We start from the raw sequence: 20,142 nt of genomic DNA on the forward strand, positions 1-20,142 counted from the left end.
TATAAATAAACAGGGCGGAGCGTCTCGCGACATGAAGGTCAGTCCCCAACGCATGGAAGGCCTGTCCCGTCTGCCGCCGCTGGGTTTCGGCGGCGCCGCGATCGGCAACCTCTATGCGGCGACGACCGATGCGGCCGCCCGTGCGGTGGTCGAGGCCGCCCTGGCTGCGGGCGTCGGCTATTTCGACACCGCCCCGCACTATGGCTTCGGCCTCAGCGAGACCCGGCTGGGCGAGGCGCTGGCTGGGCGTGACGTGGCCATCTCGACCAAGGTCGGCCGCCGCCTGGAGCCAACGACGTCGACCGACCGCGAGCGACACGGCTTCGTCGACGCCGCGCCATTCGAGCCGGTGTTCGACTACACGCGCGATGGCGTGCTGCGGTCGTTCGAGGACAGCCAGCGCCGCCTGAAGCGTGAGCGGGTTGAGGTGCTGCTGGCCCACGACCTGGGCCGCGACACCCATGGCCACGACCATGTCCGGCACATGCGCGACTTCCTCGACGGCGGCTACGGCGCCATGCGCGAGCTGCGCGACGCCGGGCTCGTCGGGACCATCGGTCTGGGCGTCAACGAGCAGGCGGTCTGCGAAGAGGTCCTGGACCACGCCGACATCGACGTCTTCTTGCTGGCCGGCCGCTACACCCTGCTGGAGCAGGCGCCGCTGGATGGCCTACTGCCGCGCTGCGTCGAACGCGGCGTGAAGCTGATCGTCGGCGGCCCGTTCAATTCCGGCGCCCTGGTCGAGACCGGCCAGGCGCTGCACTACAACTACGGTCCGGCCTCGGAGGCGATCGTCGCGCGGGTAGGGCGCTTGCGTCAGGTCTGCGCCGCCCACGGCGTGCCTCTGACCGCCGCGGCCCTGCAGTTCCCGCTGGCCCATCCGGCCGTGATCAGCGTCATTCCCGGCATGGGCGCGGCCGACCAGGTCGCCGACGCGGCGGCTTGGATGGAGACTTCGATCCCCGCCGCTCTGTGGGATGATCTGCGCAGCGAAGGCCTGCTGCGCGAGGATGCGCCCACCCCATGAACCTCGTCCTGCTCCACCCCGACGACAACATCCTGGTCGTGGCCATGCCGGTGAAGGCCGGCCAAGCCCTGACCATCGACGGCGCGACCGTCACGGCCTCGGGCGACGTCACGGTCGGCCACAAGGTCGCCCGCCACGCCCTCGCCGCCGGTGACAAGGTCCTGAAGTACGGCGCTCCGATCGGCTCGATGACCGCTGCGGCCGCCGCCGGCGAGCACGTCCACATGCACAACATGAAGAGCGACTACATCGCCAGCCATACGCGCCAAGCGACGGGTGAAGGCCAATGAGCATCCAGGGCTATCTGCGTGCCGACGGTCGCAAGGGCATCCGCAACGTCGTGGCCGTGGCCTATCTGGTCGAATGCGCCCACCACGTGGCCCGCACCATCGTCACCAAGAGCGACGACCCGGATGTGCACCTGATCGGCTTTCCGGGCTGCTATCCCAACGCCTATGCCCTGAAGGTCATGCAGGCGATGGGGACCCATCCGAACATCGGCGGCGTGCTCTTGGTGTCGTTGGGCTGCGAAAGCTTCAACCGCGAGGCCCTGCGCGCCACGATCGCCGCCAGCGGCCGGCCCGTCGAGACCCTGGTCATCCAGGAGAGCGGCGGCACCGCCGAGACGATCCGCAAGGGCGTCGAGGCCGTGGCCCGGCTGAAGGCCGTGGCCGACCAGACGCCGCGCGTGCCTATGGACGTGTCGGAACTGGTCATCGGCACTATCTGCGGCGGCTCGGACGGCACCTCGGGCATCACCGCCAACCCCGCTGTGGGCCGGGCCTTCGACCGCCTGGGCGCGGCCGGCGCGGCCTGCGTCTTCGAGGAGACCGGCGAGTTGGTCGGCTGCGAGAAGATCATGGCCGACCGCGCCATCACGCCCGAACTGGGCGAGGCGCTGGAAGCTAGCGTCCGGAAGGCCGAGGCCTATTACACCGTCATGGGCTACGGCAGCTTCGCGCCGGGTAACGCCGAGGGCGGCCTGACGACCCAAGAAGAAAAGTCGATGGGGGCCTATTCCAAGTCGGGCTCGGCTCCGATCGTGGGCATCCTCAAGCCCGGTGACCAGCCGCCGACCGGTGGGCTGTACCTGCTGGACGTGGTGCCCGACGGCGAGGTCCGCTTCGGCTTCCCCAACATCTCCGACAACGCCGAGATCGTCGAATTGATCGCCTGCGGGGCGCACATGACCCTGTTCACGACCGGGCGCGGCTCGGTGGTCGGTTCGGCCGTCTCGCCGGTGATCAAGGTCTGCGCCAATCCCGAGACCTTCCGTAAGCTGTCGGGCGACATGGATGTCGACGCCGGCCGGATCATGGAAGGCCGGGGCACGCTGGACGAGGTCGGCGACGAGATCTTCGACCTGGTGCTGGGCGTGGCCGCCGGCCAGAGGACGGTATCCGAGGCGCTGGGCCACCAGGAATTCATCCTCACCTACAAGGCCTTCGACCCGATCGGTCCGGCCTGCCTGCCGCTGCGGCGCGCGAGTTAAGGGGCATTTCCATGGGACGACTATCTGGCAAGACCGCGCTGGTCACGGCGGCGGCGCAGGGCATCGGCAAGGCCAGCGCGGAGCTGTTCGCCCGCGAAGGCGCGCGGGTCATCGCCACCGACCTCAACGAAGAGCTGCTGGCCAGCGTCGAGGGCTGCGAAGGTCGTCGTCTAGACGTGCTGGACCCCGACGCCATCACCGCCCTGGCCGCCGAGCTGGGCGCGATCGACGTGCTGTTCAACTGCGCCGGCTACGTCCATTCGGGCACGATCCTGGACTGCGACGAGAAGGCCTGGGCGTTCTCCAACGACCTGAACGTCACCGCCCAGTACCGCGCCATCCGCGCCTTCCTGCCGGCGATGTTGGAGGCCGGCGGCGGCTCGATCATCAACATGGCCTCGGTGGCCAGCTCGATCAAAGGCGTGCCCGGCCGCTTCGCCTACGGCGCCACCAAGGCCGCGGTGATCGGCCTGACCAAGGGCGTGGCCGCCGACTTCGTGGCCCAGGGCATCCGCTGCAACGCCATCTGCCCCGGCACGGTCGACACGCCCTCGCTGAACCAGCGCCTGGCCGACACCGGCGACTACGCCGCCGCCCACAAGGCCTTCACCGCCCGCCAGCCCATGGGGCGCTTGGGCAAGCCGGAAGAGCTGGCCAACCTGGCCCTCTACCTGGCCAGCGACGAGTCGGCCTTCACCACTGGCCAGATCCACATCATCGACGGCGGCTGGATCAACTGATCCTCGCCGAGTTCTTCTTGGGATACGCGTCATGAAACTGCTTCGCTACGGCCCCGTGGGCCAGGAAAAGCCCGGCATGCTGGATACTGATGGCGTCGTGCGCGACCTGTCCGGCGTGGTCGACGACATCGCCGGCGGCGCGCTGTCGCCCGAAGGCCTGCAGCGCCTGTCGGCCCTCGATCCGGCCAGCCTGCCCAAGGTCGAGCAGCCCGGCCGCATCGGCCCCTGCGTCGGCCGCGTGGGGAAGTTCATCTGCATCGGCCTGAACTATGCCGACCACGCCGCCGAGAGCGGTCTGCCGGTGCCGGTCGAGCCGGTGATCTTCACCAAGGCCACCAGCGCCATCGTCGGTCCGGACGACAACGTCATCCAGCCGATCGGCTCGACCAAGCTGGACTGGGAAGTCGAGCTGGGCGTCGTGATCGGGACCGAGACCCGCTACGTCTCGGAAGGCCGCGCGCTGGACCACGTCGCCGGCTACTGCGTGGTCAATGACGTCTCCGAGCGGGCCTTCCAGATCGATGGCACCGGCACCTGGGACAAGGGCAAGGGTTGCGACACCTTCGGTCCGATCGGCCCGTGGCTGGTCACCAAGGACGAGGTCGGCGACGCCGGCAATCTCTCCATGTGGCTGAAGGTCAACGGCCAGACGTTCCAGGACGGCTCGACCAAGACCATGGTGTTCGGCCCGGCCTTCCTGGTCTCTTACGTCTCGCGGTTCATGAGCCTGCAGCCGGGCGACATCATCTCGACCGGCACCCCGCCCGGCGTCGGCATGGGCCAGAAGCCCCCGCGCTACCTAGTCCCCGGCGACGTCATGGAGCTGGGCATCGAGAAGCTGGGCGCTCAGCGCCAGACGGTCGTCGTCGAGAACCGCGTCTAAACTGAAATCTGGAGGGCAACCGATGAAGGCGACACGTAGAAGCCTGCTCGCGATCGCGGGCATGACGGGCGCGGGCGCGACCTTTGGCGCACGCGGCGCGATGGCGGCGACGGCCAAGACCTCGCCGCAGCGTCTCTGGTACCGCCAGCCGGCGAAGGAATGGGTCGAGGCCCTGCCGGTTGGCTCGGGCAAGCTGGGGGCCATGGTGTTCGGCGGCGTCGCGGCCGAACAGCTGCAGCTGAACGAGGACACCCTGTGGGCCGGTGGTCCGTACGAGCCGATCAACCCGCAGGCCTTCGGCGCGCTGCCGGAGATCCGCAAGCTGATCAATGACGGCCAGTATGAGAAGGCCACCGAACTGGCCAACGCCAAGTTCATGGCGGTGCCGGTACGCCAGCAGTCCTACCAGACGATCGGCTCGCTGAAGCTGGACTTCCCGGGTCTGGGCGAGGCCGGCGCCGACTATGTGCGTGACCTGGATCTGGATGGCGCCATCGCCACGACGGTCTTCACGGCCGGCGGCGTGCGCTATCGCCGCGAGGTGATCGCCAGCGCGCCCGACGGCGTCATCGCCGTACGCCTGACCGCCAGCCGCAAGGGCGCGATCACGGTCGACCTGTCCTTCGCCAGCCCGCTGAAGTCCAAGCCGGTCGCTTCCATCGAGGGGACGCAGCTGGTGTTCACCGGCGTCAACGAGGCCTCGCAAGGCATCGCAGCGGCGCTGAAGTTCGAGACCCGCGTCGACGTCCGCGTCAAGGGCGGCACGGTGAGCGGCCAAGGGGGCGATAAGGGCGGGGTGCTGTCGGTGAAAGGCGCCGACGAGGTGGTGCTGCTGATCGCCGCCGCCACCAGCTATCGCAAGTACAACGACGTCTCCGGCGATCCCGTGGCGCTGAACAAGGCGACCCTGGGCAAGCTGTCGGGCAAGGCGTGGGCGAAGATCCTGGCCGACCACCAGGCCGATCACCGCGCACTGTACCGCCGGGTCACGGTCGACTTCGGCCGCACCCGCGCCGATCTCTTGCCGACCGACGAGCGCATCAAGCAGTCGCCGACCACCGACGATCCGTCGCTGGCCTCGCTGTACTTCCAGTTCGGCCGCTACCTGCTGATCGCCTGCTCGCGTCCGGGCAGCCAGCCGGCCAACCTGCAGGGCATCTGGAACGAGAAGACCTTCGCCCCGTGGGGCGGCAAGTACACGATCAACATCAACACCGAGATGAACTACTGGCCGGCCGAGCCGACCAGCCTGCCCGAACTGGTCGAGCCGCTGATCGCGCTGGTGCAGGACATCGCCGAGACCGGCGCCCGCATGGCCAAGGCGATGTATGGCGCGCGCGGCTGGGTTACCCACCACAACACCGACCTGTGGCGCGCCACGGGGCCGATCGACGGCGCCAAGTTCGGCGTCTGGCCGACCGGCGGCGCGTGGCTGTGCAAGCACGTCTGGGACCACTACGACTACAACCGCGACAAGGCCTATCTGGCCCGCGTCTATCCGCTGATGAAGGGCTCGGCGCGGTTCTTCCTCGACACCCTGGTGGTCGATCCGAAGTTCGGCGTGCTGGTCACCAGCCCGTCGATCTCGCCCGAGAACGACCACGGCCACGGCTCGTCGCTGGTGGCCGGCCCGACCATGGACCAGGCGATCATCCGCGACCTGTTCGACAACTGCCTGAAGGCTGAAGCCGTGCTGGGCGCCGACGAAGCCTTCGTCGCCGAGGTCAAGGCTGCGCGCGACAAGCTGGCCCCGTACAAGATCGGCAAGGACGGCCAGCTGCAGGAGTGGCAAGAGGACTGGGACGCCGACGCCAAGGACATCCACCACCGTCACGTCTCGCACCTGTACGGCTTGTTCCCGTCGGACCAGGTGTCGATCGACACGACGCCGAAGCTGGCCGCGGCCGCCAAGCAGACCCTGGTCACGCGTGGCGATCTCTCGACCGGCTGGGCCATCGCCTGGCGCCTGAACCTGTGGTCGCGGCTGGGCGAGGGTGACCACGCCCACGGCATCCTGAAGCTGCTGCTGGGGCCCGAGCGCACCTATCCGAACATGTTCGACGCCCACCCGCCTTTCCAGATCGACGGCAATTTCGGGGGCGCGTCGGGCATGACCGAGATGGTCATGCAGAGCCGCAACGATCGCATCTATCTGCTGCCGGCCCTGCCGTCGGTCTGGCCGACCGGTCACATCACCGGCCTGCGGGCGCGCGGCGCCATCGGCGTCGACGTGCGCTGGACGGGCGGCAAGCTGGTCGAGGCGGTGCTGACGGCGAAGGCGGACGGCCGCCATACCGTGGTGCTGGCCGGCTCGACGCTGGATCTGGATCTGAAAGCGGGCCAGCGTGTCCGCCTGGTGGCGCGCAACGGCGTCCTGGCGCGGGCCTAGAAACGTGTGACGCGGCGGCCAAGCCGCCGCGTCACCGTCATCCTCAGCGCAGGCTGAGGGCGTCGCGGATGATGTAGAACAGGTCGGTCTGGTCGATCAGGCCTTGCACGCGCTCGGCGCTGGGGCCGTAGGCGGCGATGCGCAGTTGCGTGCCGGTGTGGCCCTGCGAGCCGGTCTCGGCCGTGGCGTAGTTCACGCCCATGACCGCGCCGTCCTTGGTGTTCAGGGCCAGGGTCAGGCCGGGCGAGTTCGAGCCCGCGCCGATGATCTGGCTTGTGTGGGCGTGGTCAGCGGTGACGATGACCAGCGTGTCGCCGTGCTTGCGGGCGAAGGCCAGGGCCACCTGCACGGCCTCGTCCAGGTCGACCGTCTCGCCGATCTGGCCGCAGGGGTTGGCGGCGTGGTCTTCCTTGTCGATCGAGGCGCCTTCGACTTGCAGGAAGAAGCCCTTCTGGCCGGGCTGCAGCAGATCGATCGCCTTCTGGGTCATGGCCGCCAGCGTCGGGGTTTCCGGACCGCGCTGGGCATTGACCGCGCAAGTCACCGGGGCGATGTCGAGATTGCCGCGACGCACGGCCTTGGGGCCCTGCCAGCGCACCGGCATGTGGCTGTCGGAGAACAGGCCCAGCAGCGGCGTCTTCTGGTCGGCGGCGGTGACGGCGGCCAGTTCGCTGGCATTGGCCACCAGGCGGAAGCCGCGCGTCTTGGCCTGATCGATCAGGCTCTTGCCCTTCCAGTCGCCGGCCGCGGCGGGATCGGCGAAGGCCCCTGCGCCGCCGCCCAGCGCCACGTCGGGGCGCAGGTTCAGCAGCTGTTCGGAGATCGAGCCGGCGCCGCCGTTTTCCAGGGCGTTCTCGGGGCACAGCTTGCTGGTGTCGATGGGGCCCCAGCAGCCGCGATTGACGACGTGGGCGATCTGAGCGCCCGGCGTGGCGTCCTGGATCGTGGCAGTCGAGACGACGCCCGTTGCCAGGCCCTTCTTCTTCGACAGTTCCAGCAAGGTGGGCTGGGCCTTGCGGCGGACGTCCACGCCGATCGCACCGTTATAGCTCTTCACGCCCGATGACCAGGCCGTGGCCGAGGCCGCCGAGTCGGTGACGTAGTTGGGCTTGCCGGTCTTGGCGTCGAGCGAATAGTGCGTGTACTGACCGGTCATCGGTAGGGCGTCGATGCCCTCGAAATAGCCGGCGGCCCCGCGGGCGTAGTTGCGGGCCAGGGTGATCTCGGAATCGCCCATGCCGTCGCCGATCAGCAGGATGACGTTGCGGGCGTGCTTGGCCGAGGCGGGCGGTGCGTCGGGCAGGCGACGGGCGCCGCCGGGCTGGCTCAGATCGCCTTTGGCCTCGCGGACCACGGTGGGGGCGATCTGGGACTGCGGCGCGGCGGCGAGGCCAGCAGCGAGGACGACGAGCGACAGGCCGAGCATGAAGGGATCCGTTACAGCATCAAGGGGATGCCGACGCTCTAGTGGCCTCGTGCGACAGATCGGTGACGTGTCAGGACGCTTTAACCGGCGTCGGTCTGCAGCACGCTGCGCATCGGGATCAGCGGGAAGGCGATCTCGCACTGCACGCCGCCGGGCGCGAAGGTCAGGGTCCCGGCGCCCATCAACTCGTAGGGGACGCGCTGCTCGATTAACACGACGCCGAAGCCGGAACGTCGGGGCGCGGCGGCGGCGATCTGCACCCCGCTTTCGCGCCAGTTCAGCCGCAGCCAGTCGGTTCCGTCGCGCGGTTCCACGCTCCAGCGAATGTTGATGCGACCCCGGCCGTCGGCCAGGGCCCCATACTTGGTGGCGTTGGTGGCCAGTTCGTGCACGGCCAGGGTCATCACCTCCGCGGCCTTGGGCGGCAGCAGGATCTCCGGTCCCTCGACCACGATGCGGCCATCGTCGGCGACCTGGGCCAGCAGCTCGTCACGCACGAGGCCCTCCAGGTCAACGCCGGCGCCAGGACTACGGGTCAGCAGCACCTGGGTGCGAGCCAGGGCGGCCAAACGTCCGTCCAGGTGGGCCGAGAGATCCTCGACCGTTTCGCTGGTCTCGGCCGTGCGGCTGACGATCGAGCGGATCACGGCCAGGATGTTGCGGACGCGGTGCTGCAGCTCGGCGACCATCAGGTTGCGCGCCTGACCGGCGCGGACCCTTTCGGTCGTCTCGATCAGGATCAGGAAGACCGCAAAGACATTGCCGGCCTCGTCGCGCACTGGCGAGCAAGAGAGGGTGAAGCAGCCGTCCTCCACTGCGCCGTCGCGGCGGAAGGGCAGGGGGTGGTCCTCGAACGTGACGGTCTCGCCGCGCTGGACCGCCTCCAATGCCGGAGCCAGATCGCTCCGCGCGGGCTCCAGGGCGCCCAGGCCCGCATGGCCCAGGTCGTCACGCTCTATCAGGAGCGCGGCATAGGCGTCGTTGTAGAGCGTGGTCGTTTCAGCACCGGCCCACAGGATCGCGGGAAAGCCGCAGCTCAGCATCACGTCGACGGCGGTCTTCAAGCTCTGCGGCCAGACGTCCGCGCTTCCCAGGGCCGTCGCGCGCCAGTCAAATGACTGAATACGTTGCGCCATGCCCGGATCGTCGCTCGCGTTGCGCATCGCTTCCTTTCCAACGCCACAGTGTCGGCAGCCCGACGTAGCGAGTGTCCGACGTCCTTAGGCGATAACGCGTCGCTTCGGAAATCGCCATGTTGGAGCGAACGTTTGAGGAAGAACGTGCGTTTCAACTCGACGAAGTCACGAGCCTATCAGATGATAAAGACCGGGCCGGGGCTCGCTGCTAGGGACGGAGCGAGCAATGACGAAATTCACCGCACGTCCAGATTCGAACGAGGCGGACGCCTCATGTTAGGCGCCTCCGCACAGCGGGCGATCGACAAGGCCTATGTCCGTAGGCTGAAGCGTTTCGGTCCGCTGCAGGAAGAGGACCTGACGGCGCTCGAAGGTCGACTGGGCCGGATCGAGGGCTATCCGGCCGGCAAGGACCTGGATCTGACCGGCTCGCCGCCGATGTTCCTTCTCTCGGGTTGGGCCTGCCTGGCGCATTCGCTGCGCGACGGTCGCCGGCAGATCCTGGCTTTCCTTCTCCCCGGCGACGGCGTCGGCTTCGACCTGCTGACCCGCTCGCAGCGGTCGGTCGAGGCCCTGGCCCTGACCCCGCTGAAGGTGCGGTACGCCCAGCCCGGCTTTTCCGTTGGCACCGAGCGCCTGGGCCGGGTCTTCGCCGGCGCGGCGGCGGCCCAACAGGGCCGGATGATCGACCAGATGGTGCGTCTGGGCCGGCAGACCGCCTACGAGCGGATGGCTCACCTGCTGCTGGAGCTGCACGGCCGATTGGCTGAGATCGGCGAAACGCGCGGCGACAGCTTCCACCTGCCGATCAAGCAGGAGATTCTGGCCGACGCCCTGGGTCTGAGCTTGGTGCACGTCAATCGAACCCTGCAGCAGATGCGGCGTGATCAGTTGATCGACATGCGCGGCGCGCAAATGACGCTGCTGGATCGCGCGGCGCTGGAAGCCGCGTCGGACCAGAGTTCGTAAGAAATAACATAGGTTATTTGGCGCTTTCTGCGGCTCTCCTATGCCTGGCCTCTGTATCTTGAGGGGCGTTGCATGGCGGACTTGCTGCGGGGGCTGGCGGTGCTGATCGTCGAGGACGAGTTCTATCTCGCCGACGATTTGGCGGCGGCCCTGCTCGGAGTCGGCGCAAAGGTGCTGGGGCCGTTCGGCCGGGTCGAGGACGCCAGCCGCCTGATCGAGAGTGGAGAGGCGGTCGACCTGGCCATCCTGGACATCGATCTGTTCGGCGACCGGGTTTTTCCCGTGGCCGACCTTCTGCGCGAACGCGGCGCGCCGTTCGTGTTCGCCACCGGCTATGATCCCGAGATCATCCCAGAGCGCTTCGTCGGGGTGCCGCGCCTGGAAAAGCCGATGACCGCCGCGACGTTGATCCATCTCCTGGAAGCCATCCAGCAGGCGCGATGAGGGATACGCAGACCGCGCCGACGCGTTTGCTCTGGACTGTCACCGTCAAGGAGGGCGGAACCATGCCCGAAGCGACGCCCCTCGACGCGCCCCTGGCCGGACGACGGATCCTCATCGTCGAGGACAATTTCTATCTCGCCAGCGACGCCGCCCGCGCCTTGCGTGAGGCCGGGGCCGAGATCGTCGGGCCGATCCCTCGGTCCGGCATGGCCCTGGACGTCCTGGCCCGCGATGGCATCCAAGCGGCCGTGGTCGACATCAATCTGGGCGACGGGCCCTCGTTCGAACTGGCCGACGCCCTGAAGCACCACGGCGTGCCGTTCGTGTTCGTCACCGGCTACGACCAGATCGTGATCCCCGAACGGCTGTCCGATATCTTCACCGTGCAGAAGCCGGCGGACATGAAGGCGGTGGTGCAGGCGGTAACCCGGCTGCTGGCTCGCTAGACCGGCGCCTTCTGCAGGCGCAAATAGGCCGGGTCGAACTCGGCCAGCTGGACCAGCCGCGGCCAGTCGAGAATCTCCACACGCCGGTCCCGCCAGGCGATCAAACCGCGCCGACGCAGCGCCTGGACCGTGCGGTTGGCGTGCACGACCGAAAAGCCCAGCGCTTCGCCTAGCTCCTGTTGGGTCAGCGGCAGGTCCATGGACAGGCCCTTGGCCATGTCGACGGCCTCGAGCCGCAGATAGAGCTCGCAGATCAGTCGCGCCAAGCGCGCCGGAGCGTCTTGGCGACCCAGGGCCAGCAGCCATTGGCGGTGGATGGCCGCGTCGACCACGGTCTCCAGCCACAGCATCCGGGTCAGGTGCGGATAGCGTTCGGTGACGGTCTTCAGCTGCTCGTGCGGCACTTCCAAGACCCGGCAGTCGGAGAAGGCGTGCACCCCGTGATCCAGCCGCTTCATGACGAAGCCATGCAGGTCGACGAAGTCGCCGGGCACGCTGATCTCGGTGAACTGCCGCGCGCCGCTGGCCAGGGCCGAGTAGCGGCCGCAGAGGCCGGTGATCAGCACGGCGCTGAACTCGACCTTGGCGGCCAGGCCGATGACGTCGCCGCCGGCCGGCACGTCGCGCAGGCGGCCTGTCAGCTCCCGCAGCGCCTGGCGCTCGTCCGCCGACAGGTCGTCGCGTCGCTCCAGCTTGCGAATGAAGGGTTCCATCAGGCTGTCGGCGCTCATGCGCAAACGACGCCGGGGCGCGGCTTAGGTTCCCGACTTTCGTCAGGGCTTGGGCGTGAACCAGGGCGGACGGACCACGAACTCCAGGCCCAGCGGGTCGGGCGCGCCAGGATAGTAGTCGGTGCTGATCACTTGGGCGCCGGAGCGGACGGCGACGTCCAGGCGGTTCAGGTCGTGCTCGCGGGCCTCGGTGGTGTTGGCGTCGCTGCGGGTGCGGACCAGGAAGCCCTGGGCGACCAGCGCCTTGATCCGGGCCTCTTCCGGGCGAGGATCCTGGATGTTGAAGACCGCCGCTTCAGCCTCGGTTTCGGCATAGAGGCCGAACATGACCCGGCCCTTCAGCGAAGGATGCCCAGCGCGGTAGGCCTCAGCGATGCGGGGATTGGAGTCCAGCACCAGCAGCACCTTGCCGCGGGCGCTGTCCTGCGAGGGCCAGCCGTCGGCCAGCACGCCGTCGCGCAGGGTAGGGCGGTCGCCCCGGACGTCGTCGGGCATGATGAGATGGTCGCGGCCGAAGGCCTGCAGCGCGTCGGCGTCGACGCCGGCCAGGTCGGCTTCCGAATAGAACGGCGGATCGGGAATGGCCGGGTTGTTGAACGGCTCTTCCTTTGTGTTGACGAAGATCACCAGCGGCCGGTGGCTGGGATGGGCCTTGGACCAGGCGGCGACCTCGGCAAAGCAGTCAGAGAGGCGCAGGCACAGGGTGCGGGCGTCGACGACCGGGGCGTGCAGCACCTTGGCGCCGGGCTGGCGCATGATCGCCGTCTTGGCCGCGTCGCCGGCATAGGGCGCGGCATAGAGGCCGCCCTTGGTGTCGGCATAGGGATCGAACTCCAGCTGACGGACGCCGAGGTCCAGCTGGGCGGTGATCGACGGATGGCCGTACTCGACGCCGCGCGAATGGTCCGCACCCATAACCTGGCGCTGGTGGGCCAGGGCGGCCGGGTCCAGGTCGGGGCGGTAGCTGTTGTGCGAGCCCAGCCAGCGCAGGGCGTTGATCTTCGGCGCGTCGGCGGCATGAGCCGCGAAGGCTAGCGTCGAAAGCGCGGTGGCGAGCATCAACTTGCGCATGGGCGACCTCGTGAGAAGGAAAAGGCGCGGACCGGGTGACCGGTCCGCGCAAGGCGACGTCCTCATCCGAGGAGAGGGCGTTCGGGGATAGGGTTAGAACTTGCCGCGGAGCGTCAGCGAGACCGTGCGGCCCCAGTGATAGGTCTCCATCGGCTGGTCCTTGGTCTTGCCGTAGTGGCGACGGATCTCGTTGGTCAGGTTCGAACCTTCCAGCGTCACGGCGTATTGCGGCGTGATCTGGTAGGAGAGCGAACCGTCCATCGAGCCATAGGCGTCGACATAGGACTGGGCGGTGGTGGTGCTGCCGATCGAGGTCAGGTAGCGCGAGCGCCAGAACCAGCCGAGGCGGGCGCTGATCGGGCCCTTCTCGTAGTAGCCAACGAGGTTGTAGCTCTTCTTGGACAGGCCCACGAGGTCGTCCTTGATCTGGCGGTTGCCGGCGAAATAGTTCGCCTTGCTGTCCACCAGAGTGACCGACGCCTGTACGCCCAGACCGTCCAGCAGGCCGGGCAGGAACGAGAGCGACTGGTTGTAGGCCGCCTCGAAGCCGCGCACCTCGGCGTCGCCGCCGTTGACGTTGGACGACAGCAGCACATCGCCGCGGCCTGGCACCTGGATGGTGACGTTCTGGGCGGTGATGTAGTCGTCCATCTTCTTGACGAAGACGGCGCCAGTCACGGCCGTGGTCGGGGCCGGGTACCATTCCAGCGAGGCGTCGAACTGATCGGCCAGGAACGGGTCCAGGTCCGGATTACCGCCCGAGGCCGTCGGCGAGTCGCGGCTGACGCTGATCCGCGGGGCGCTGTCGGTGACGTTCGGACGGTTGACGACGCGCGAGGCGGCGAAGCGGGCGACTAGGTCGTCACGCAGGTCGACCTTCACGTTCAGGCTGGGCAGCCAGTTCTTGTATTCCTTCAGATAGCCGACCGGCACCGGGGTCGAGCCGCTGGTCAGCGTGCCGCTGGCCAGTTGCTTGGTCTCCGAGTAGCGGACGCCCAGATTGCCGCTGACCGGCAGCGCGCCCAGGTCGAACTTGAAGTCGCCGCGCACATAGGCGCTGTGGATCTTCTGATCGACGATGAACGAGTTGCGCAGGTCGGCCGTCGACCAGGGCTGGGCCGCCACCGCCGGCGTGTAGAGGCGGTTGTAGTAGGCGTCGCGGGTCGGGGTGACCCAGGTGCGCGGCGTGTTGCCGTCGAAGCCCTTCAGGAAGTTGGCGTAGGGCATGGGCTCGTAGAAGCTGACGCCCAGGGTCGTCAGCGGCACGTTCAGGATGTCGTTCAGCACCCAGTCGCGACGCAGGTAGTTGCGGTTCATGTTGTGCTGCTCGACGCCGAACGCGATCTTGGTCAGCGGGCTGTCGAACACGCGCGAGCCGTCCAGGCGGAAGGTCTCGTCGGTGTCGCGCGAGTCCTTCCACGTGTAGTCGAAGGCTTGGCCGACATAGTTGGCCGGGTTGGTGTAGTCGACCGGCGTGGTCAGCTGCGGGATCTTGTTGAAACCGCGCGAGAAGTCGTAGGTCAGCGGCGCGAAGAAGGCGATCCGGTTGCGGGTCGTGGCCTTGCCGTCGGGGTGATAGCTGCGGGCGCGCGAGAAGCCGTATTCCAGATTGAACGCCCAGGCGCCGGGGGTCCAGGCCTGCTTGATGCCGAAGATCGCCAAGTCGTGGCGGTTCAGGCTGGTCTCGCGCGAGCCCATCCAGCGCACGTTGTTGATGGTGCCGGCCACGACCGTGTCGCCGACGACCTTCTGGCTGCCGGCCACGAAGCTGGGGACGGCGAAGGTGGTGTCGTCCGGATAGATGTCCAGGCCGAACTCGTCGTAGTCGACGTCCAAGCGGGTCACCAGCACGTCGACGTCGGTCTGGAAGTCGCTGTTCGGCTTCCACTGGCCCGAGATCGCGCCCGAATAGAGCTTGCGCTGCTCGGTCTCGATGGTCGGACGCGTGCGGGTGGGGGTGTAGAGGCCCGCGCCCAGCACCGAGGTGAACTTGTTGAGGTTCCAGCCGGTCTGATAGAGGCGGTCGTTCCGGATTCGGCGCTCGTCGTACAGGCCCGAGGCCAGCAGGCCCAGGGTGCTGTCGGCGCTCTTCCAGCTGAACAGGCCCGAGGCCGACGGGTCGGCCTTCTTGCGCACGTCGTTGTAGGTCTCGCGCACCGAGAAGGCGGCCTTGTTGCCCAGGTCCAGCGGCTTGAAGGTTTTGATGTTGATGTTGCCGCCCAGGGCGCCTTCATCCATGTCGGCCGTCGGGCTCTTCACGACCTCGATCTGCGAGATCAGCTCGGCGGGCAGAACCTCGAAGCGGAACTGACGGCCCCGGGCGCCGCCGTTCTCGATCAGCTCGTTGACCGCGATCGAGCGGCCGTTCAACTCGGTGTACTGGAACTGCGGGCCCAGGCCGCGGACGCTGACATACAGGCCCTGGCCGCGCTGGCGGTCGATGGTGACGCCTGTGACCAGTTGCAGCGCCTCTGCGGCGTTGCGGGTCGGGAATTTGCCGATGTCCTCGGCATTGACGGCGTCCAGGCCGTAGTCCGCCGAGCGCTTCAGCTGGGCGGCGGCCTGCAGGCTCTTGCCATACGAGGTGATGACGACCGCTTCGACGGAGTCGGCGGGTTCGGCGGCCGGCGGCGCGGCGGCGGTTTCAGCGGCTTGAGCCTGGCCCGCGCCGAGGGCGGCGAAGGCGAGGACGGCGACGGCGCCCGCGCAGCGCGCGGACGGTAATTTCGAGCTGGACATCTATCCCCCGATCTCTGTTTGCCCGCAGGGAGGCGCGGGTCAGGGCAGAAGAACGGGAGCGCGCAGGCGCGTCCTCAGTCCGGCGTCGGTGAAATATTTGCGACGATCCTGTTGAAAAATCTAGATTTTATCCGTGTCGGGAAGATCTCTCTCGCGGCGAGACGACCAGGTCGCCGGTCGACGAAACCCAGGCGCGGACGGGCAGCAGGGCCTCCAGGGCCGCGCCGACATCGCTCATCCGCGCGACGCTCAGAGAGCCGGAAAGGCGCAGGTCGGCCAGGCTGGGATCGGTGAGATCGACGCGCCGACCGGCCGCCCGCGACAGGCGCTCGGCGGCCTCGGCCAGGCTGGTGTCGGCCAGCACCACGCGGCCGTCGGTCCAGGCCCCGTCGTTGCCGACATCGGCGGTCTCGGCCGCGCCGCCCACGCCCGCCGCGCCGACATAGCGCTGGCCGGGCTTGAGCAGCACGTTGGCCGCGCCGGGCTGGCTGACGCGCAGCGAGCCTTGGACCAGCGAGACGGTCAGGCGACCGCCGCCGGCGACGTTGAAGCGGGTGCCCAGAACAGTCAGGGTTCGACCCGAGGCGGCGACCTCGAACGGCCGGCTGGCGTCATGGGCGACGTCGAAGAAGCCGTCGCCGGCCTCAAGCGTCACGTCGCGTGCGCCGCGGGTGAAGCGGGTCGTCAACCGGCCGCCGGGGCTCAGCACCACCTGGCTCCCGTCGGCCAGGGTCAGGCGGGCGGGGGCGTGGGCCGTGGCCGCGTAGGTCTCCACCTGGGGCAAGGTCGTCAGTGTCACGCCGACGGCGACCACGGCCGCTGCTGCAGCAAGACTAATGACAAGCGAACGGCGACCCGGTGCGCGGGCGGCCGGGGGATCCAGGCGAGCTTCGCGGCGCACACTCTTGCGTAGTGCGCGCACGGTTGGGTCCTCTGCGGCCAGGCCCATGGCCAACCAGACCTCGCGGGTGCGGGCGACCTCTTCGCGGGCCTCGGGGGAGGCGGCTTCCCAGGCGTCGAGTTCGGCCTGCTCGGCCGGGGTCAGGTCGCGGGTCAGGCTGGCGCTCAGCAGGCGGCGGGGATCGGGAGCGGTATCGTCTAGGCTAGGCGTCATGCGGGGTCTCGATGGCGTCGCGCAGGCGCGCCAGGGCGTTCATCATGTGTTTCTCGACGGCGCTGACCGACAGATTCAGGCGGGTGGCGGCCTCGGCCTGGGTCAGGTTTTCGAAGCGGCACAGCACGAAGACCGCGCGCGCGTTCGGATGCAGGTCGTCGAGAGCGGCGATCAGCTTCTGCAGCCGCTCACGGCCAGCCAGGGCGGCCTCGGCGGTCGGCTCGTCGGCGGGCAGGGCGGGGTCGACCTCGACGTGGCGCTCGCGCTTGCGGGCCCGCTGGTGGCGTTCGTGATCGACCAGGGCGTTGGAGGCGACCGTGAAGACCAGCCCATCCGGGTTGCCCCAGTGCAGGCGCGAGAACCGCTGCGACAGTCGCATGAAGACCTCCTGCGTCAGGTCCTCGGCGTCTTCCACACCGACCGACCGGCGCTGGAAGAAGCGCAGCAAAGGGCGACGATAGCGCGACACCAGCGCCTCGAAGCGCGGCGCGTCCAGTGGCGGATTGGCCTCGACGGGATCGCTGGGCCCGTCCGGCGGATCGACGCGTGTGCCCGCGCCCAGGAAGGTCAGAACGCCCATCTCATCCTCGCGGACAGGTAACGGCCCCAGCTGTGGATTTCCATCGGCTGGTCACGGCTTTCGCCGAAGCTGTAGCGGCGGGCGTCGGTCAGGTTGACGCCCTCCAGCGAAAGGGTCGAGCGGCGGTCTAGCCGCCAGGAGACCGCCCCGTCCAGCGAGCCGAACGCCGTGGCCGTCGTCGGCGCGGTCACCGAATTGCCGATCGAGGTCAGGCACGGGCCCCGCCAGTTGTAGCCCAGCCGGATCGAGCCGCGGCCTTTCTCGTAGAACACCAGCGCGCTGTAGGTCGATTTCGATAGGCCCATCAGCGCGTTGCGGATCACCCGGTCGCCGGCGAAGTAGTTGGCCTGGCTGCGCACCAGGGTCGCCGCGCCCTGGACGCCGAAGCCGTTGAATGGCGCGGGCAGGTCGCTGAACACCCGACCGAAGGTCAGCTCCACGCCCTGCAGCCGCGCCTCGCCGCCGTTGACGTTGGTCGACAGCAGGATCTGGCCGCGGCCGGGCACGTCGATGAAGGTGTTCTGGGCGGTGATGTAGTCGTCCAGCCGCCGGTCGAAGACGGCCAGGGTCAGGGCCCCGCCGGTGGAGAAGTACCACTCGGCCGAGACGTCCAGCTGGGTGGCTAGGAAGGGCCGCAGCTCGGGATTGCCGCCGTTGCCGGTGGGGGTGTCGCGGGCGATCGAGATGCGCGGGGCGCTGTCGACGACATTGGGCCGGCTGATCACCCGCGAGGCGCCCAGGCGCAGGTGCAGGTTGTCGGCCAGGGCGATCTTCAGGTTGGCGCTGGGCAGCCAGTCGCCATAGGCGTTGCGCCATTCGGCGGGCAAGGGCTCCGAGCCGCTGGACATCACGCCGCTGGAGACCTGGCGCGTGGCCGCGTAGCGCAGGCCCAGATTGCCGTCGATCGGCCGGCCGAAGGCCTGGGTCCGATAGTCGAGCCGGACATAGACCGAGCGGATCTTCTCCTCGACCACGAACGAGTTGCGCAGGTCGGCGGCGGTGGGCGGTCGCGCGGCGACCTCGGGCGTGTAGAGCAGGGCGTAAAAGGCCTGCGCGTTGGGGGCGACCCAGCCACGGGGCAGGTCGGAGCCGACGTCAGTGAGGAAGTCCGAGAAGGGTGTCGAGCCGTAGGCGGATGAGCCCAGGCTGGTCAGAGGCTGGCCGGTCAGGGTTTCCAGTGTCCAGTCACGGCGGCGATAGTCGCGGCCGCGCCGGTGGCTGCCGACGCCCGTGCGCAGCTCCAGCGCCCCGACCGCGCGGCGCAGGTCCAGCGTGGCGACCTCGTCGACGTCGCGGGAGTCCTTGGAGGTGTAGTCGAACGACTGCCCCACAAAGTTGGCCGGGTCGCCGTAGTTCAGGGTGGTGCGCAGGTCCGGGCCGCCTGACAGGCCGTGGCTGAAGTCGTATTGCAGCGGGGCGAAGAAGGCGACGCGGGCCCGGGTCGTGGCCTTGCCGTCCGGATGATAGCTGCGGGCGCGCGAGTAGCCGTAGTCGCCGTCCAGCGTCCACGGCCCGGTCGTCCAGCGGCCGTGGAAGCCCAGGGCGACCAGGTCGTGGCGGTTCACGCTGATCTCGTGCGAGGCCATCCAGCGGACATTGTCGATGGTCCCGGCCTGGACCGTCTGGCCCTTGACCACCTGGGTCCCGGGCACGAAGCGCGAGATCGAGACAGACGGGTCGTCAGGATGGATGTCGAGGCCGTACTCGTCGTAGTGGGCGTCCAGGCGGGTGGCCAGCAGGTCGAAGTCCAGGCTCAGCGACGAGGTCGGCCGCCACTGCAGCGTGAAATCGCCGGACGCCATGCGGCGGTCTTCCAGCTCCACGGTCGGCCGCGTGCGGGTCGGGGTGTAGAGGCCCGGGCCCAGCACCGCGGTGAAGCGGTCCAGGTTCCAGCCGGTGTTGTAGAGGCGGTCGTTGCGCACCCGTCGCTGGTCAATTACGCCGCCGGCCAGCACGCCCAGGCGGCCGCTGTCGTCGACCCAGCTCCAGACGCCCGACACCGACGGATCGGTTCCGCCCATGCGACCGTTGGAGGCGCGCACCGACAGCACCGAGCGCCGACCGCGATCCAGGGGCTTGAAGGTGCGCACGTCGATGTCGCCGCCCAGGGCGCCTTCGTCCATGTCGGCGGTGGTGGTCTTGATCACCTCGATCTGGTCGATGACGTCGGCGGGCAGAACCTCGAAGCGGAACTGGCGGCCCCGGAAGCCGCCGTTCTCGATCAGGTCGTTCAGGGCCACCGGCCGGCCGTTCAGCAGCACGTTCTGAAACTGCGGTCCCAGGCCCCGGACGCTGACATAGAGGCCCACACCGCGATGGCGCTCCAGGCTGACGCCGGGGGCCAGTTGCAGCGCCTCGGCGGCGTTGCCGACTGGCAGGCGGGCGATGTCCTCGGCGCTGACGGCGTCCAGCGAATAGGCCGCGGCGCGCTTGGCGGTCAGCGAGCGGTCCAGGCTGGCGGCGTAGCTGGTGATGGTGACCGCATCGATCTCCACGGGGCCGGCGTCTGGAATCGGCAGCGCGCCGGATGGGGAGGGCGCGGCTCTGCGCGGCTCCAGCACGAAGACGCCCTGGCGGACCTCGCGCACGGTGGCATCGGTTCCAGCCAGCAGCGATTCGATCGCGGCCCTGGTCGACACGCCGGGCGCGGGCAGCCGGGCCGTTCTTCCGGCGACCAAGTCCGGCGCATAGATGATCTGGACGTTCCGGGCCGCCGCCAGCCGCGTCAGGCTATCGCCCAGGCTGGCGAGCGGCGAGGCGGACGCTCCAGGCGCGACAGCCAGGAGAGCGACCCCGATCGCACCGGTGTGGAAGCAGGACGGCATGCCTGGCGTGAGGGCCCGAGGCTGAAACTGGCGGTTCCCTTAGCGGCCGCTCATGACAGTTGGGCGACAGTGTTCGCCGACGCGCGCGTCAAAAAGGGAGAGTGCCGGCAGCCCCCCCGAGGACGCCGCC

The 20,142-nt window shown here is 68.7% G+C and carries 17 protein-coding genes; 9 read left to right on the top strand and 8 right to left on the bottom strand.

The features are described from left to right. Window positions 1–31 precede the first annotated feature (31 nt). Genes ABDW31_RS12080 through ABDW31_RS12105 form a run of 6 tightly spaced genes read left to right on the top strand, consistent with a single transcriptional unit; the run spans window position 32 to window position 6,531 of the window. On the top strand, window positions 32–1,027 hold the full coding sequence (locus tag ABDW31_RS12080) for an aldo/keto reductase (protein ID WP_221444661.1): 996 nt from the start codon (window positions 32–34) through the stop codon (window positions 1,025–1,027). Continuing rightward, complete coding sequence (locus ABDW31_RS12085; RefSeq protein ID WP_184718629.1) at window positions 1,024–1,317, top strand: UxaA family hydrolase; 294 nt, start codon at window positions 1,024–1,026, stop codon at window positions 1,315–1,317. Before ABDW31_RS12080 ends, ABDW31_RS12085 begins: the two co-directional genes overlap by 4 nt. Next, window positions 1,314–2,519, top strand: a complete 1,206-nt coding sequence (locus ABDW31_RS12090) for a UxaA family hydrolase (RefSeq protein ID WP_184718631.1) — start codon at window positions 1,314–1,316, stop codon at window positions 2,517–2,519. Before ABDW31_RS12085 ends, ABDW31_RS12090 begins: the two co-directional genes overlap by 4 nt. Before the next feature lie 11 nt (window positions 2,520–2,530). Then, the gene (locus tag ABDW31_RS12095; protein WP_184718633.1) at window positions 2,531–3,259 is read left to right on the top strand and encodes an SDR family oxidoreductase; all 729 of its coding nucleotides are present in this window, start codon (window positions 2,531–2,533) and stop codon (window positions 3,257–3,259) included. 31 nt (window positions 3,260–3,290) lie between these two features. After that, on the top strand, window positions 3,291–4,142 hold the full coding sequence (locus ABDW31_RS12100; protein WP_184718635.1) for a fumarylacetoacetate hydrolase family protein: 852 nt from the start codon (window positions 3,291–3,293) through the stop codon (window positions 4,140–4,142). 22 nt (window positions 4,143–4,164) lie between these two features. Next, window positions 4,165–6,531, top strand: coding sequence for a glycoside hydrolase family 95 protein (locus ABDW31_RS12105; protein ID WP_184718637.1), 2,367 nt, complete (start codon window positions 4,165–4,167; stop codon window positions 6,529–6,531). A gap of 43 nt (window positions 6,532–6,574) precedes the next feature. Here ABDW31_RS12105 and phoA read toward each other — a convergent pair whose 3' ends face one another. Together phoA and ABDW31_RS12115 are read right to left on the bottom strand one after the other, a co-directional pair. After that, window positions 6,575–7,957 carry an alkaline phosphatase gene (phoA, locus tag ABDW31_RS12110; protein WP_184718639.1) on the bottom strand — a complete coding sequence of 461 codons (1,383 nt, stop codon included), beginning with the start codon at window positions 7,955–7,957 and terminating at the stop codon, window positions 6,575–6,577. A gap of 80 nt (window positions 7,958–8,037) precedes the next feature. Next, window positions 8,038–9,120 carry a PAS domain-containing sensor histidine kinase gene (locus ABDW31_RS12115; protein ID WP_184718641.1) on the bottom strand — a complete coding sequence of 361 codons (1,083 nt, stop codon included), beginning with the start codon at window positions 9,118–9,120 and terminating at the stop codon, window positions 8,038–8,040. A 246-nt stretch (window positions 9,121–9,366) separates the two neighbouring features. On the opposite strand from ABDW31_RS12115, the gene ABDW31_RS12120 reads away from it, so the two are divergent. The 3 genes from ABDW31_RS12120 to ABDW31_RS12130 all read left to right on the top strand — a co-directional run bounded on the left by ABDW31_RS12120 (window position 9,367) and on the right by ABDW31_RS12130 (window position 10,952). Beyond that, window positions 9,367–10,062: a Crp/Fnr family transcriptional regulator gene (locus ABDW31_RS12120; RefSeq protein ID WP_184718643.1), complete on the top strand. Its 696-nt coding sequence runs from the start codon at window positions 9,367–9,369 to the stop codon at window positions 10,060–10,062. Between the two features lie 72 nt (window positions 10,063–10,134). Next, window positions 10,135–10,506 (top strand): response regulator, encoded by a 372-nt coding sequence (locus ABDW31_RS12125; protein WP_184718645.1) that lies wholly within the window; start codon window positions 10,135–10,137, stop codon window positions 10,504–10,506. A 62-nt stretch (window positions 10,507–10,568) separates the two neighbouring features. Continuing rightward, window positions 10,569–10,952, top strand: coding sequence for a hypothetical protein (locus ABDW31_RS12130; RefSeq protein ID WP_184718647.1), 384 nt, complete (start codon window positions 10,569–10,571; stop codon window positions 10,950–10,952). Here ABDW31_RS12130 and ABDW31_RS12135 read toward each other — a convergent pair. From ABDW31_RS12135 to ABDW31_RS12160, 6 genes are all read right to left on the bottom strand, one after another. Continuing rightward, a complete protein-coding gene (locus ABDW31_RS12135) occupies window positions 10,949–11,683 on the bottom strand; it encodes a Crp/Fnr family transcriptional regulator (RefSeq protein WP_184718649.1) in 735 nt (244 codons plus the stop codon). The genes ABDW31_RS12130 and ABDW31_RS12135 overlap by 4 nt on opposite strands. Before the next feature lie 42 nt (window positions 11,684–11,725). Next, window positions 11,726–12,754 (bottom strand): phosphatidylinositol-specific phospholipase C domain-containing protein, encoded by a 1,029-nt coding sequence (locus tag ABDW31_RS12140; protein WP_184718650.1) that lies wholly within the window; start codon window positions 12,752–12,754, stop codon window positions 11,726–11,728. 93 nt (window positions 12,755–12,847) lie between these two features. Further along, window positions 12,848–15,493, bottom strand: coding sequence for a TonB-dependent receptor (locus ABDW31_RS12145; RefSeq protein WP_184718652.1), 2,646 nt, complete (start codon window positions 15,491–15,493; stop codon window positions 12,848–12,850). 127 nt (window positions 15,494–15,620) lie between these two features. Continuing rightward, a complete protein-coding gene (locus ABDW31_RS12150) occupies window positions 15,621–16,607 on the bottom strand; it encodes a FecR domain-containing protein (RefSeq protein WP_184718654.1) in 987 nt (328 codons plus the stop codon). Then, window positions 16,597–17,187, bottom strand: coding sequence for a sigma-70 family RNA polymerase sigma factor (locus ABDW31_RS12155; protein ID WP_184718656.1), 591 nt, complete (start codon window positions 17,185–17,187; stop codon window positions 16,597–16,599). Before ABDW31_RS12155 ends, ABDW31_RS12150 begins: the two co-directional genes overlap by 11 nt. Further along, the gene (locus tag ABDW31_RS12160; protein WP_184718658.1) at window positions 17,175–20,012 is read right to left on the bottom strand and encodes a TonB-dependent receptor; all 2,838 of its coding nucleotides are present in this window, start codon (window positions 20,010–20,012) and stop codon (window positions 17,175–17,177) included. Before ABDW31_RS12160 ends, ABDW31_RS12155 begins: the two co-directional genes overlap by 13 nt. Window positions 20,013–20,142 lie beyond the last annotated feature (130 nt).

Origin of the sequence: Caulobacter sp. (genome assembly GCF_039596335.1) — a bacterium.
GTDB lineage: Bacteria > Pseudomonadota > Alphaproteobacteria > Caulobacterales > Caulobacteraceae > Caulobacter.